Genomic DNA, 14,100 nt, shown 5'->3' with positions numbered 1-14,100 from the left:
TGCACCGCTGATCAGGGATCCCGCCCCCGGGATTCCGGCCCCACTATTGAGCTCTTGGCGCATGACGGAACAACTAGTCGTTCACCGGTACGAACAACCCGATGACAAGGGGCTGAGCTGGCCTCGCATCGTCGGCATCGCGTTTGTAATTGCCCTGCATCTGGCCGCCTTCATGATGCTCCTCATTCCCGCCGTGGCTCCCAAGGCCGTCGCGGAGAAGGAGCGCAACGTCATGGTGACCATCGTCGACGCGCCGCCGCCGCCCCCACCGCCGCCGCCGCCGCCGCCGCCGCCGCCGCAGGATACTCCGCCACCGCCGGTGAAGAATCTGTCGCCGCCGAAGCCGTCGCCCGTACCGCCGCCGCCGCAGGCGCCGGTCGTGGACGTGCCGGAGCCGCGCCCGAACGATATCGTCACCCCGCCGTCGCCCCCGTCGCCGCCGGCTCCGCCGACCTCGATCGAGGCCAGCGTTGACATCTCGTCGAAGGCCATGAATCCGCCGCGCTATCCGCCGGCCGCCTTCCGCGCGGGTATCCAGGGCGAAGTGATCCTGATCATTGATGTCGATGCCAACGGCAACGTCACCAATGTCACGGTGGAAAAGTCCAGCCGTAACCGCGACCTGGACCGTGCTGCGATGGAAGCAGCTCGCAAGTGGCGCTTCAACGCCGCTGAATCTGGCGGTAAGAAGGCGGCAGGTCGCGTTCGCGTCCCGGTCAACTTTGCGCTGAACTGATGCGTCCGGGTGGCCCTCCGGCCACCCCCGCTCCCGGTTCGATTGTTTAGCTTAGCTACACCCTTTATCACCACACACAACAAAGGTAAGCGTCATGCTGCAGGAAATTTTCATCGCCGCTGCTGCCGGGGGCAATCCGTCCAACGCCCTGTCGCAGATGGGCTTCGAGCACCTGATCCACGAAATGACCACCAAGCCGGGTGATTTCGCGGTTTCCTGGGTCGTGCTGCTGACCCTGATCGCCATGTCGGCCATGTCCTGGTACTGGACCGTCATCAACATCTTCCGTGCCACCCGCCTGAAGAGCGCCGCTGACCGCGTCGTCAGCCTGTTCTGGGACACCCCGAACGCGCAGGACGCCATCCGTGCGATGGAAGAGCAGCCGGCTTCGGAGCCGTTCTCGAAGATCGCCCTGGACGCTGCCCAGGCCGCTGCCCACCACCAGCGCGCTGAAGGCGGTGCTACCGGCGGCGTCGGTGAGAACCTGAGCCGTTCGGAGTTCGTCGACCGCGCTCTGCGCCAGGCCGTCACCCGCGAAAGCAACAAGCTGCAGTCGGGCATGACCCTGCTGGCCACCGTCGGCGCGACCGCTCCGTTCGTCGGTCTGCTGGGTACCGTGTGGGGCATCTACGGCGCGCTGATCAAGATCGGTGCCACCGGCTCCGCTTCGATCGACGCCGTTGCCGGCCCGGTGGGTGAAGCGCTGATCATGACCGCGATCGGTCTGTTCGTCGCAATCCCGGCCGTGTTCGCCTTCAACTTCTTCAGCAAGATCAACAGCGCGACCATCAGCAAGTTCGATACCTTCGCGCACGACCTGCACGACTTCTTCGCCACCGGTTCGCGCGTCCGCTAATTGCGGCGCGCGTCACCCAGCGACGAAGTAAGTAGTCACCAAGATCTAGACGGAGCCCGTTATGGCTTTCAGTAGTGGTAACAGCGGCGGCCCCATGGCCGACATCAACGTTACGCCCCTCGTGGACGTGATGCTGGTGCTGCTGATCATCTTCATCATCACGGCGCCCCTGATGTCCCACAAGGTCAAGGTGGATCTGCCGGAAGCCAACCTGATCCAGAAGCCGGAAGATGCTGAAAAGCGTCCGAACCCGATCACGCTGGCAGTCAAGGAAGACGGCTCGATCTACTGGAACGACGAAGAAATCAACAAGCAGACTCTCGAGTCCCGCTTGGCGACCGCCGCACAGCAGACCCCGCAGCCGCCGCTGAACCTGCGTGGTGACCGCACCACCAAGATGCGCGTCATCAACGACCTGACCAAGGTCGCGCAGGAACAGGGCATGCTGGACGTCGGCTTCGTTGCGACCAAAGAAAAGGGGCAATAAGCCATGGCATTCAGTAGTGGTGGTGGCAAGGGCCCCATGGCAGACATCAACGTCACGCCCCTCGTGGACGTGATGCTGGTTCTGCTGATCATCTTCATCGTGACCGCGCCGATCATGACGTACCCGATCGCCGTGGACCTGCCGCAGCGCGTGCTCAACCCACCGCCGCAGCTGGTCGAACCGCCGCCGCCGATCGAGCTGAAGATCGACGCCAGCAACCAGGTCTCGTGGAACAACAGCCCGATCAATACCAGCGAGCTGCAGCAGCGGATGGAGCAGGAGGTCCAGCGTGACCCGACCAACCAGCCGGAACTGCGCATCGACGCCAGCCCGGATTCCGAGTACGACGTGATGGCCAAGGTTCTGGCCGCCGCGAAGAATGCTCAGATGAAGAAGATCGGATTTGTGCAGCAGTAAACGCTACACCGCAATACAACAGTCATGACGCGACTGCAGACGCCCCTGGAAACAGGGGCGTTTTTTTGTGTTCTCGTCGTGGCGCACGGGTTGGGGTCAGATCCCTTTTCCTGAGGAAAGGGATCTGACCCCATCCGACCCCATCCGGCAGCAGGCGCCGCTATGATCGGCGGATGCTCGCCCTCTTCGACTCCCTGCGCCATTGGCTCGACGGCATCGCCCACCTCGGCACGATCCTGGCGGTGGCCTACCTGCTCTACCTGTTCGCGCTGGCGGGCTGGATCATGCTGCAGAAGCGCGAGCCGGTGGCCACGCTGAGCTGGATCCTTTCGCTGGCACTGTTGCCCTACCTCGGGCTCTTCATCTACTACCTGCTGGGGCCGCAGAAGGTGAAGCGGCAACGGCTGCGTCGTGGCCGTGCACGCTCGGGCATGGAGCACTACAGCGATGTCTGCCCGCCCGATTCGGACTGCACCGAGCTGGCCAAGGTTGCCCAGGCCACCACCGGACTGGCGCCCAGCAGTGCCACCGAGGTGACCTGGCTGGTCGACGGCGCAGCCACCTATGCCGCGCTGCTCGACGCGATCGCGCAGGCGCGCGACCACGTGCACCTGGAGTACTACATCTTCAACCCCGACCATGCCGGCACCGCACTGCGCGATGCCCTGGTCGAACGTGCGCAGGCCGGTGTGCAGGTGCGCCTGCTGCTGGATGCGGTGGGCTCTTCCGCCCTGCCCCGGCGCTTCCTGCAGCCACTGCTGGACGCTGGCGGCGAAGCGATCTGGTTCCATCCGCGACAGCTGCTGAAGCCGTTCAAGCGCCCGTGGCTGAACCTGCGCACCCACCGCAAGCTGGTGATCGTCGACGGTCGCCTCGCCTTCACCGGCGGCATCAACATCACTGACGAGGAAGACGAGAGCCGCAGGCCCGACGCTTACCGCGACCTGCACATGCGTATCCGCGGCCACGTGGTGCGCAGCCTGCAGCTGGTGTTCGCCGAGGACTGGCTCTATGCCAGTGGCCAGGACCACTCGCGTTTCGACATCGCCCGCCTGTGGCCGGCCGACATGCCGCTGCGTGCGGATGGACCGATCAGCGCCCAGGTGCTGGTGTCCGGGCCCGACTCGGGCTGGGAGACCATCCACCGCCTGCACGTGGCGGCGATCCAGGAAGCACACGAGCGCGTGTGGCTGGTGACGCCCTACTTCGTGCCCGGTGAAGCAGCGAGGATGGCGCTGACCTCGGCCGCGCTGGGCGGCCTGGACGTGCGCCTGCTGGTGCCGAAGATGAGCGACTCCTGGTTCGTCACCCAGGCCGCACGGTCCTACTTCGACGAACTGCTGCACGCGGGCGTGAAGATCTACGAGTACGGCCCGCGCATGCTGCATACCAAGGCGTTCATCGCCGACGACGATGTCTGCATCGTCGGCAGCGCCAACTTCGACCACCGCAGCTTCCGGCTGAACTTCGAACTGTCGATGATGATCAGCGACCGTGACCGCGTCGCTGCACTGGCCGAACTGCTGCAGGGCGAATTCGACCGTTCCACGCGGGTGCACGACCAGGCCGGCCGCTCGCTGTGGCTGCACCGCCTGCCCGAGGCCTTCGCCCGGCTGGCCTCGCCGCTGCTCTGACGCAGCGCTACACTGCGGCGATCATCCGGGGAGCCCGACTATGTACTGGTTGTACCTGCTGCTGGCGCTGGGCTGCTTTGCCTTCGCGCTGAAGACCCCGAGCGCGGGGTTGATGACCCTGTGCCTGCTGGCGGCGCTCGGCTTCCTGCTGGCCTGGGTGCGCGGCCGCTACGTGGCCCGTTTCGGCGACCTGCAGCGCGACCCGGCCACGCTGATCGATGCCGAGGAGCTGCGCCGCCTGCGCGAACAGGCCCAGGCCCGCCGCACTGACGACCACAACGACCACGACCCGTCCCCTCTTTCCAAGTAGTCCCGTTCCATGACCCAGCTCAGCGTCAACGTCAACAAGATCGCCGTCCTGCGCAATTCGCGCGGCGGCGCCGAACCGGACGTGGTGCGTGCCGCCCAGGCCTGCCTGGATGCCGGCGCGCATGGCATCACCGTGCATCCACGGCCGGACCGCCGGCATATCACCGCCGAGGACGTGCTGGCCCTGTCCACGCTGACCCGCGCGCGTGGCGTTGAATTCAACATCGAAGGCAATCCGTTCGCGCCGCCGCGCGAGGGCTACCCGGGGCTGCTGCCGCTGTGCGAACAGACCCGTCCGGCGCAGGCCACCCTGGTCCCCGATGATGACGGCCAGATCACCTCCGACCACGGTTTCGACTTCGAACGAGATGCCGAGCGCCTGCGCCCGCTGGTGGCTGCGCTGAAGGCCATGGGGTGTCGGGTCAGCCTGTTTGTTGACGCGGGCAACCCATTGCTGGAGCAGGCAGCTGAGGTGGGGGCGGACCGCATCGAGCTGTATACCGGGCCCTATGCAGAGGCGCATGCGGCGGGCGATGCCGATGCGATGCTGGCGCTGTTCGCCACTGCTGCCCGACGAGCGCAGGCCGTCGGCCTGGGTGTCAATGCTGGCCACGACCTGTCGCAGGACAACCTGCGCGACTTCCTGGCCCACGTGCCGGAGGTGCTGGAGGTGTCGATCGGTCACGCGCTGATCGGCGAGGCACTGTATGACGGGCTGGATGCCACCGTGCGCGGGTACCTGGCGCTGCTCTGATGCATTGCAGCCGAGCGTAGGCTCGGCTCCACAAGGTCTCTGCATCAACTGTAGAGCCGAGTCCATGCTCGGCTCAGCCTCGCCCTGAACCCTTCAGGCGGCCGTCGCAGCCATTGAGACGGCCACGACGTACCCTGCCGCAATGGGTATTGCGATCAAGGGCCGAGGTTCCACGTCCCACCTTGCCGGGCGCTTTGAAAGCACCGTCAGCGAGGCGGTGGACGACGGCTGGGCGGTCGACGAAAGCGATGAGTTCCTCGCCCCGCGCCTGCGCACCGAAGTACGCGCCGAAACCGCGCGCAGCATCATCACCCGCAACAACTCGCCCGACGTCGGCTTCAGTCAATCGGTGAATCCCTACCGCGGTTGCGAGCACGGCTGCTCGTACTGCTTCGCCCGCCCTTCGCATGCCTATCTGAACCTGTCGCCGGGGCTGGACTTCGAGACCAAGCTGTTCGCCAAGACCAATGCGCCGCAGCTGCTGCGCAAGGAACTGTCGAAACCGGGCTATGTGCCGCAGCCGATCGCACTGGGCATCAACACCGATGCGTACCAGCCGATCGAACGCAAGTTCAAGCTGACCCGCCAGCTGATTGAAGTGATGCTGGAGACCCGGCATCCGTTCTCGCTGATCACCAAGAACGCGCTGGTCGAGCGCGACATCGATCTGCTCGCGCCGCTGGCCGCGGAGAACCTGGTCAGCGTGCACTTCTCGGTGACCTCGCTGGACCCGCATCTTTCCGCGAAGCTGGAACCGCGTGCATCAGCGCCACATGCACGGCTGCGCGCGATGAAGCGCCTGCATGACGCCGGCATTCCGGTCGGTGTGATGGTGGCACCGGTGATTCCCTGGATCAACGACAGCGAGCTGGAAGCCGTGCTGGAGGCTGCGCACGGCGCAGGTGCGAGCACCGCCGGTTACGTGCTGCTGCGCCTGCCGCTGGAAGTGGCACCGCTGTTCCGCGACTGGCTGGATACGCACCATCCCGATCGCGCTGCGCACGTGATGAGCACCATCCAGCAGCTGCGCGGTGGCAAGGACTACGACAGCCAGTTCGGCACGCGTATGCGTGGCCAGGGCGTGTATGCCGATCTGTTGAACAACCGCTTCAAGCTGGCACGCAAGCGTCTGGGCTTCAATGCACAGAACAGCCATTGGCCGAAGCTGGATTGCAGCCGTTTCCAGAAGCCGCTGCCGCCGAAGAAGGAGTCGCCGCAGGGCTCGTTGTTCTGAGTCCATCAGTCGAGCATGGCTCGACTCTACATACGCGGCTGACGAGCAGCTCGGCATTACCCTCCAAACAACTTCTGCGCGCTCTGGAACAGGATCCAACTCGTCGCGATGAACTTGTCGCCACCCTGCGGCCGGTTGCCACGATGGGTGTGGGTGAACGCCGTCGGGGCGATCAGCAGGCTGCCGGTACGCGGCGCGATCTTGCGGCCCTGGAACAGGAACTCGGTTTCACCCTCGTCAAAGTCGTCGTTGAGGTACAGCGTCCACAGCACATGCCGGTGCAGGGTCTCGGCCTGCGCATCCTTCGGGTACAGCTCGCAGTGCCAGTACGGGTAGCCGCCCTCGCCCGCCGCATACCACTGCAGGTTGATCGCACCCGGGCGCAGGCAGGTGCGGGCCAGGTCGGCCAGCTGCTGCTGCGGCATGTCGGGGAAGTCCTCGGCAGACAGGCGTCGCGGTTGGCCGTTGCTGTCCTGGATCTGCAACATCAGTGGGGCGATCAACGCCTGTGGATAACGGCGTAGATAAGTCAGCAGGCCGTTGAACACCGCAATCTGCAGCTGCTGATCAACATCCTGCCAGCCGTCCAGGCCACTGATGCGCAGATCCTTGCTGTGCTTGAGTTCCGGGAACACGCCACTGCCCACCGCACCGGGCAGCAGGCCACGCGTCGCACGCATGCGCTCGACGATCGCCGCGCAGACCTCGCTGGGGACGGCGTTGTGGATGACTTCGATGAAATCGACCGGGCCCTGCTCGTGCATGCGTGCGTTCCTTCGGCGGCAACGGCTTGATGGTGCCGTTTGCCGCCCTCGGTGTCACCCCACGGTCATGTCATCGATCTGCCATGACCGCTGTCAGGCGATCGGTTGTCAGCCCTGTGCGTCGTCGTGTGCGTGGTGGTAGCGCACGGCCTCGGCCACTTCCTCGCGCGAACCGAGGAACACCGGCACGCGCTGGTGCAGCTGGTCGGGCTGGATGTCGAGGATGCGCTCGCGGCCGGTCCAGGCGGCGCCGCCGGCCTGCTCGACCAGCAGGCCCATCGGGTTGGCTTCGTACATCAGGCGCAGCTTGCCGGCCTTGGACGGGTCCTTCTTGTCCCACGGGTAGATGAAGATGCCGCCGCGGGTAAGGATGCGATGCACGTCGGCCACCATGCTGGCGATCCAGCGCATGTTGAAGTTCTTGCCGCGTACGCCTTCCTTGCCCGCCAGCAGGTCGCCGACGTAGGCCTGCATCGGCGCTTCCCAGTGGCGCTGGTTGGACATGTTGATCGCGAATTCCTGGGTGGTCGCCGGGATCTGCATGTTCTCGGTGGTCAGCACGAACTCGCCCTTCTCGCGGTCCAGGGTGAAGGCGTGGGTGCCATGGCCGACGGTCAGCACCAGCTGGGTGCTGGGCCCGTAGATGCAGTAGCCGGCGGCGATCTGCTTGCTGCCCGGCTGCAGGAAGGCGTCGTCGCCCGGCAGCTCGACATTGGTCGGGCAGCGCAGCACGGAGAAGATGGTGCCGACGGAGACGTTGACGTCGATGTTGGAGCTGCCATCGAGGGGATCGAACAGCAGCAGGAAATCACCCCGGGGATAGATGTCCGGCACCGGCTGGCTGTGGTCCATTTCCTCCGAGGCGCAGGCGGCGAGGTGGCCACCCCAGGCGTTGGCTTCGAGCAGGATCTCGTTGCTGATGACGTCGAGCTTCTTCTGCGCTTCACCCTGCACGTTGCCGGTACCGGCGTCGCCGAGCACGCCACCGAGGGCGCCCTTGCTGACGGCAATGGAGATGCTGGTGCAGGCGCGGGCGACGACCGCGATCAGCTGGCGCAGGTCGGCATTGATGCGGCCGGCGTGCTGTTCCTGGATCAGGAAGCGGGTCAACGAAGTACGGGACATGAGCGGGCAGGTCTCGGCAGCGGGAAAACGCCTATTGTCGCCCGTCTGGCGGGGGCGTGCGTGAGCGCGGGAAGGCGTAATCGTTTCCAGATGCGTTGCGCTCGTGGCGCCTTCCTTCCGTGGAGCCGAGCCCGCGCTCGGCTGCTCTTCGTCCTTCATGCCGCACAAGCCGAGCGTAGGCTCGGCTCTACAGAGACCAGGGCGCAAAAAACAAAGGCGCCTTTCGGCGCCTTTGTCCTCAAGCTACTGGAGCGTTGCTTCAGCCCTTGGCGACGGTGGCCACGGCCTTGGCGACGTATTCCAGGTTGTTCTGGTTCAGCGCGGCCACGCAGATACGGCCGGTGCCGACGGCGTAGATGCCGAACTCGTCGCGCAGGCGCTCGACCTGCTCACGGCTCAGGCCGGAGTAGGAGAACATGCCGGCCTGCTCGTTGATGAAACCGAACTGCGGTGCACCGGCAGCGGCCAGCTTCTCGACCAGGCCGTGGCGCAGGGCGTGGATGCGCTCGCGCATCTCGGTCAGCTCCTGCTCCCACATCGCACGCAGTTCCGGGTTGGTCAGCACGCCGGCCACCAGTGCAGCGCCGTGGGTGGATGGGCTGGAGTAGATGGTGCGGATCACGCGCTTGACCTGCGATTGCACGGCCTTGGCGTCAGCGGCGGTCGGCGCCACCATCGACAGCGCACCCACGCGCTCGCCATACAGCGAGAACGACTTGGAGTACGAGTTGGCGACGATGAAGCTGTCGATGCCGGCTTCGGCGATGATGCGCACCGCTGCGCCGTCCTGCTCGATGCCCTTGTCGAAGCCCTGGTAGGCCATGTCGATGAAGGGGAACAGCTGCTTGTCCTTCAGCAGTTGCGCGACCTGCTTCCACTGGGTGACCGTGAGGTCAGCGCCGGTGGGGTTGTGGCAGCAGGCGTGCAGCAGCACCACGGTGCCGGCTTCCAGCTTGCCCAGGTCGGCCAGCATGCCGTCGAAATCGACGCCATGGGTGCCCGGGTCGAAGTAGGTGTAATCCAGCACCTCGAAACCAGCGGCGCTGAACACCGCACGGTGGTTTTCCCAGCTCGGGTTGCTCAGCGCAACGGTGGCGTGCGGCAGCAGCTTCTTCAGCACGTCGGCGCCGACGCGCAGCGCACCGCTGCCACCAACGGTCTGCGCGGTGGTCACGCGGCCGGCGGCCAGCAGCGGCGAATCCTTGCCGAACACCAGCTCACGCGTCGCTTGCGTGTACGCCGGCAGGCCATCGATCGGCAGGTAGCCGCGCGGTTTGGCTTCAGCGGCGAGCTGCTGCTCGATCTGCTTGACGGCGCGCAGCAGCGGAATGCGGCCGCTCTCGTCGTAGTAGATGCCCACACCCAGGTTGACCTTGGTCGGGCGGCTGTCGGCGTTGTACGCCTCGGTCAGGCCCAGGATCGGGTCGCCTGGGACCAGTTCCACGTTTGCAAAGAAGGACACGGCGGTACTCGTTCGGTAGACGGAAAGGGGGAGGAAGTGCGCTACGCGGTCCGCGGCTTTTCGGCCGGAAACAGCCCATCGTAACAAAGCCTGCCGGGGCTGGCCGCCGCCATCGTCATCCGCGGCCCCGTACCATGGCGTGCGTTGCCGCCCGATCCATCAACCTGAATCATGAATCCCGCCGCACGACGCCGTTGCCTGCCGCTGTCCGCCCTGCTGCTGTCGCCTTGGACGGCGGTGGCCGAGCCTGCGCCCACCGCCCTGCCTGCGGTGCAGGTACAGGCCGCCCGGGTGCCGGGCATCGATCCGTTCGCGCTGCCGGCCAGCCAGGACACGGTCTGGATGGACGCCAGCCGCGCGGGCACCGGTGCGCAGCTGTCTGAGGCCTTGGCCGGGGTCCCCGGACTGCTGGCACGTGACCGGCAGAACTTCGCCCAGGACACGCAGCTGTCGATTCGTGGCTTCGGCGCACGCTCGACCTTCGGCGTGCGCGGGGTGCGGGTGCTGATCGACGGCGTGCCGGCCACCATGCCTGACGGCCAGGGCCAGCTGTCGCATGCCAGCCTGTTGGGCGCCGAGCGCATCGAGGTGCTGCGCGGGCCGTTCTCGGCGCTGTACGGCAATTCCTCCGGTGGCGTGCTGCAGGTCTGGAGCGCGCAGGGCCAGGCCGGTGACCCGTGGCGGTTGCGCGTGAATGCCGGCGCCGACAACACGCTCAGTGTCGGCGCACAGCTCAAGGGTGCCGGCCCAGCGCTGGACTACAACATCGCGGCCAACCACTTCCGCACCGATGGCTGGCGGGACCACAGCCGTGCGCGCCGCGAATCGCTCAACGCACGCGTTGGTGGTGATCTGGGCGGTGGGCGGCTGGAGTTGCTGCTCAATGCGCTGGATGCCCCCGATGCGCAGGATCCGCTGGGCCTGAGCCGTGCCCAGGTGGCGGCTGATCCGCGCCAGGCCACGGCAGTCGCGCACCAGTACGACACCCGCAAATCGGTGCGCCAGCAGCAGGCTGGCCTGCGCTGGACCTGGGAGACCGGGGCACAGCGCTGGCAATTGATGGGCTATGCCGGCCAACGCACGGTGACCCAATACCTGCCGATTCCGCCGGCACCCCAGACCAACAGCCCGCTGCATGCCGGCGGCGTGATCGATCTGCAGGGCGGGTATGGCGGGCTGGACGCGCGCTGGGGCTGGCACGGCGACCTCGCCGGCCGGCCGCTGGACCTGGTGGCCGGGCTCAGCGCCGACCGCCAGCGCCAGCACCGCACCGGCTACGAGAACTTCGTGGGCAGCGCCCTCGGGGTGCGCGGGCGCCTGCGCCGTGACCAGATCGATACCGTGCAGAACGTGGACCAGTTCGCCCAGGCCTGGTGGCAATGGAGTCCGCGCTGGTCGCTGCTGGCCGGGGTGCGCCACAGCGCGGTGCGTTTCGACTCGGACGATCGCTACATCACCACCCGCAACCCGGATGACAGTGGCCACCGGCGCTACCAGGCGACCACGCCGGTGGCAGGCGTCAGCTTCGAGGCCAGCCCGCAGTGGCGCCTGCATGCCGCCGTGGGGCGTGGATTCGAGACCCCCACCTTCAACGAGCTGGGGTATCGCGCCGATGGTCAGGCGGGTCTGGCGCTGGATCTGGCGGCCGCCCGCAGCCGCAGCCTGGAGCTAGGCAGCAAGTGGCACGCACAGGATGGAACCCAGCTCGATGTCAGCCTGTTCCGTGCAGATACCGACGATGAGCTGGCAGTTGCCAGCAACATCGGCGGTCGCAGCACCTATCGCAACATCGGCCGCACCCGCCGCCAGGGTGTGGAACTGCAGTATCGCCAGCCGCTGGCCGAGCAGCTGGAGCTGCAGCTGGCGTGGACCTGGCTGCAGGCGCAGGCGCGTTCGCCGTACCTCACCTCCAACACCCTGGTTGCCGCCGGCAGCCGCCTGCCCGGGGTACCGCGCCAGCAGGCCTCTGCCCGGCTGCAATGGTCGCCCGGCCAGTGGCAGTGGGCGCTGGAGGCCTCCGCCAGCAGTGATACCGTAGTCAACGACGTGGCGACCGAACGCGCGCCCGGCTTCGCCCTGCTGCATCTGGAAGGCGGCCGTCGCTGGGCCCTGCCGGGTGGCGAGCTGCGCGCCTTCGCCCGGATGGAGAACGTGCTGGACCAGGCCTACATAGGCTCGGTGATCGTCAACGATGGCAACGGGCGCTTCTACGAACCGGGACCGGGACGGCGGGCCAACGTCGGCCTGCAATGGTCGTGGCGTTGAAGGGGTAGTGCCGGCCGCTGGCCGGCATCGCGCCGTGCAGGACGTCAGGAGGTTGCCGGCCAGCGGCCGGCACTACCCGTCAGTCGGGGGCCTTGGCTGGCACGAACGGCGATGTCGGGTCGCTGGCCGGGAAGGTCTCCTCCAGCGCTTCGTCCTGGTTGTCGCTGGCGCGCTGCTTGCGTTCGCGGCGCTTGAGCGGGCTTTCCTGGCCACCGCGATGGCGGTCACCGCCATCCTTGCGGTCCTGCGCCGCCTGTTCAGCCTCGTGCTTCACCGGCAGATGGTCGCTCCCGTGCTCGGCATCGAAGAATGGTGCGCCGGTGCCACGGTAGTCGGCGTTGTCGGCATCGCGTTTGCCGCGCTGCTCGCCCGGAATGGGCGGGTGGTTTGCGCGCAGCGGGTCGCGGGAGGTCTCTCGGCTCATGGTCTGGCTACCTGCGCTCGGGGTTCCCACTACACCGCGACGCAGGTAAAGCCGCCGCGAACCTGGCGTCATGAACATCTCGCTCACCCGCTGGTAACGGCACCGCGCGTATTCCTGCCCACCCGCCCCCGCTGCAGGAGCCGGCCATGCCCCGTCTTGAACGACCCGCACCGTCCGTGTTCAACGCCCTGCTCGATCCGCTCGGCCAACGTACCGCGCAGCGCCGCACGCGCCGCCATGAGGATCCGCAGGCGGTGGCCCAGGACTATCTGCAGTACATGCTCAGTGACTACGAGGAACGTCGCGGGCAAAGTCATCGCAACTGGCGTGACCTGTGCCCGGTCTATGCCTTCGCGTTGACAACCCATGCTGCCGACTGGCCGCGCGGCGACGCTGCCGATACCTGCGAGGAATTGGCCGAGCACTGGGAACAGATGCGCGGGCAGTCGCGGCTGGGCTGGTCGCAGGCGCGGCCGGTGGTGGAGGACGCCTGGCGCGCGCTGGACCATATTCCGGCGGCGGCGGTGAGGCCGTTGCTGCAGTAGTGCCGGCCGCTGGCCGGCAACCCCAGGACACTTGAGGCCGCGAGCTCTGCCGGCCGGCGGCCGGCACTACCGCACCTGCGTGGAACCCACGTGCACGGTATCGACACGGGTGGTTTACACCGCCCATCCGAAGCTGGGTGCCCTGCCCCATCAAAGGTGCGTCCATGGCCCGCCCGATCTGGACCGGTACGCTGTCCTTCGGACTGCTCAATGTGCCGGTGTCGCTGATGTCCGGCGAACGCAAGGTTGACCTGCAGTTCCGCATGCTCGACTCGCGCGATCGCAAGCCGATCCGTTTCGAAAGGGTCAACGCCGACACCGGCGAGGAAGTGCCCTGGAAGGACATCGTCAAAGCCTATGAGTACGACAAGGGCAGTTATGTCGTGCTGGAGGAAGGCGACATCCGCTCGGCGGCGCCGGAAAGCCACGAAGCGGTGGAGGTGGAATCCTTCGTGGACGCAGCGCAGATCGACCCGCGCTACTACGAGAAGCCGTACCTGCTGGTGCCCGGCAAGAAGGCCGAAAAGGGCTACGTGCTCCTGCGCGAAACGCTGCGCAGTACCGGCAAGGTAGGCATTGCCCGGGTGGTGGTGCGCACGCGCGAGTACCTGTGTGCGGTGATGCCGCATGCGGACGCGCTGGTGCTGATGATCCTGCGCTATCCGCAGGAACTGGTGGATCCCGAGGACTACAAGCTGCCTGCCGGCAAGCTGTCCGACTACCGCATCACCAGCAAGGAAACGGCGATGGCCGAGCAGTTGATCGAGTCGATGTCCGGCGATTGGGACCCATCGCACTACCACGATGAATTCCGCGAGCGCCTGCAGCAGGTGCTGAACAAGCGCATCAAGTCCAAGGGCGGCACCACGCGGGTGGAAGATGAGCCCGCACCACACGAGGATGCGACAACGAACGTTGTCGACTTCATGGCATTGCTGCAGAAGAGCCTGGATGCGAACAAGCGCACGCCGGCGAAGAAGACCGCAACGCGCAAGGCAGCCGCAAAGTCGACGGTGAAGAAGGCCGCAAAGAAGACAACGAAGAAGGCTGCGAAGAAGGCCGCACCACGGCGCAAGGCAGGTTGAACC

The 14,100-nt window shown here is 66.4% G+C and carries 15 protein-coding genes; 11 read left to right on the top strand and 4 right to left on the bottom strand.

Translation table 11 applies throughout. The annotated features are described in order from the left end of the window. The first annotated feature begins 61 nt into the window (after positions 1–61). From AC5P53_RS19070 to AC5P53_RS19035, 8 genes are all read left to right on the top strand, one after another. Positions 62–736: an energy transducer TonB gene (locus AC5P53_RS19070; RefSeq protein ID WP_197605463.1), complete on the top strand. Its 675-nt coding sequence runs from the start codon at positions 62–64 to the stop codon at positions 734–736. Between the two features lie 94 nt (positions 737–830). After that, positions 831–1,592, top strand: coding sequence for a TonB-system energizer ExbB (exbB, locus tag AC5P53_RS19065; protein WP_005411738.1), 762 nt, complete (start codon positions 831–833; stop codon positions 1,590–1,592). A gap of 61 nt (positions 1,593–1,653) precedes the next feature. Beyond that, positions 1,654–2,079 (top strand): ExbD/TolR family protein, encoded by a 426-nt coding sequence (locus AC5P53_RS19060; protein ID WP_005421196.1) that lies wholly within the window; start codon positions 1,654–1,656, stop codon positions 2,077–2,079. Between the two features lie 3 nt (positions 2,080–2,082). Next, the gene (locus AC5P53_RS19055; RefSeq protein WP_005411740.1) at positions 2,083–2,496 is read left to right on the top strand and encodes an ExbD/TolR family protein; all 414 of its coding nucleotides are present in this window, start codon (positions 2,083–2,085) and stop codon (positions 2,494–2,496) included. Between the two features lie 173 nt (positions 2,497–2,669). Beyond that, entirely contained in the window at positions 2,670–4,130 is a 1,461-nt protein-coding gene (gene cls / locus AC5P53_RS19050) for a cardiolipin synthase (RefSeq protein ID WP_032957944.1), read from the top strand. A gap of 40 nt (positions 4,131–4,170) precedes the next feature. Then, on the top strand, positions 4,171–4,440 hold the full coding sequence (locus AC5P53_RS19045) for a hypothetical protein (protein ID WP_014645412.1): 270 nt from the start codon (positions 4,171–4,173) through the stop codon (positions 4,438–4,440). Between the two features lie 9 nt (positions 4,441–4,449). Further along, positions 4,450–5,193 carry a pyridoxine 5'-phosphate synthase gene (locus AC5P53_RS19040; protein ID WP_014645413.1) on the top strand — a complete coding sequence of 248 codons (744 nt, stop codon included), beginning with the start codon at positions 4,450–4,452 and terminating at the stop codon, positions 5,191–5,193. Positions 5,194–5,335: 142 nt separating this feature from the next. After that, entirely contained in the window at positions 5,336–6,427 is a 1,092-nt protein-coding gene (locus AC5P53_RS19035; protein WP_241887643.1) for a PA0069 family radical SAM protein, read from the top strand. Between the two features lie 56 nt (positions 6,428–6,483). On the opposite strand, the gene AC5P53_RS19030 is transcribed toward AC5P53_RS19035, so the two are convergent. The 3 genes from AC5P53_RS19030 to AC5P53_RS19020 all read right to left on the bottom strand — a co-directional run bounded on the left by AC5P53_RS19030 (position 6,484) and on the right by AC5P53_RS19020 (position 9,778). Further along, positions 6,484–7,191 (bottom strand): 2OG-Fe(II) oxygenase, encoded by a 708-nt coding sequence (locus tag AC5P53_RS19030; protein ID WP_032957940.1) that lies wholly within the window; start codon positions 7,189–7,191, stop codon positions 6,484–6,486. Between the two features lie 108 nt (positions 7,192–7,299). Further along, entirely contained in the window at positions 7,300–8,316 is a 1,017-nt protein-coding gene (locus tag AC5P53_RS19025; protein WP_197621040.1) for a class 1 fructose-bisphosphatase, read from the bottom strand. A 259-nt stretch (positions 8,317–8,575) separates the two neighbouring features. Continuing rightward, the gene (locus AC5P53_RS19020) at positions 8,576–9,778 is read right to left on the bottom strand and encodes an amino acid aminotransferase (RefSeq protein WP_014645417.1); all 1,203 of its coding nucleotides are present in this window, start codon (positions 9,776–9,778) and stop codon (positions 8,576–8,578) included. Between the two features lie 171 nt (positions 9,779–9,949). Between AC5P53_RS19020 and AC5P53_RS19015 the strand changes: the two genes are divergently transcribed. Beyond that, complete coding sequence (locus tag AC5P53_RS19015; RefSeq protein ID WP_241887642.1) at positions 9,950–12,043, top strand: TonB-dependent receptor domain-containing protein; 2,094 nt, start codon at positions 9,950–9,952, stop codon at positions 12,041–12,043. Between the two features lie 79 nt (positions 12,044–12,122). Here AC5P53_RS19015 and AC5P53_RS19010 read toward each other — a convergent pair whose 3' ends face one another. Continuing rightward, a complete protein-coding gene (locus tag AC5P53_RS19010) occupies positions 12,123–12,467 on the bottom strand; it encodes a hypothetical protein (protein WP_014645419.1) in 345 nt (114 codons plus the stop codon). A 146-nt stretch (positions 12,468–12,613) separates the two neighbouring features. On the opposite strand from AC5P53_RS19010, the gene AC5P53_RS19005 reads away from it, so the two are divergent. Beyond that, positions 12,614–13,012 carry a hypothetical protein gene (locus AC5P53_RS19005; protein WP_014035432.1) on the top strand — a complete coding sequence of 133 codons (399 nt, stop codon included), beginning with the start codon at positions 12,614–12,616 and terminating at the stop codon, positions 13,010–13,012. A 164-nt stretch (positions 13,013–13,176) separates the two neighbouring features. Further along, on the top strand, positions 13,177–14,097 hold the full coding sequence (gene ku, locus AC5P53_RS19000) for a non-homologous end joining protein Ku (RefSeq protein WP_049408879.1): 921 nt from the start codon (positions 13,177–13,179) through the stop codon (positions 14,095–14,097). The last annotated feature ends 3 nt before the right edge of the window (positions 14,098–14,100 follow it).

The sequence above is a fragment of the Stenotrophomonas sp. YJH_SMC_82 genome, from assembly GCF_059368875.1.
Note: the sequence above shows the minus strand (reverse complement) of the source record. Positions and strands in the feature narration are given on the sequence as shown.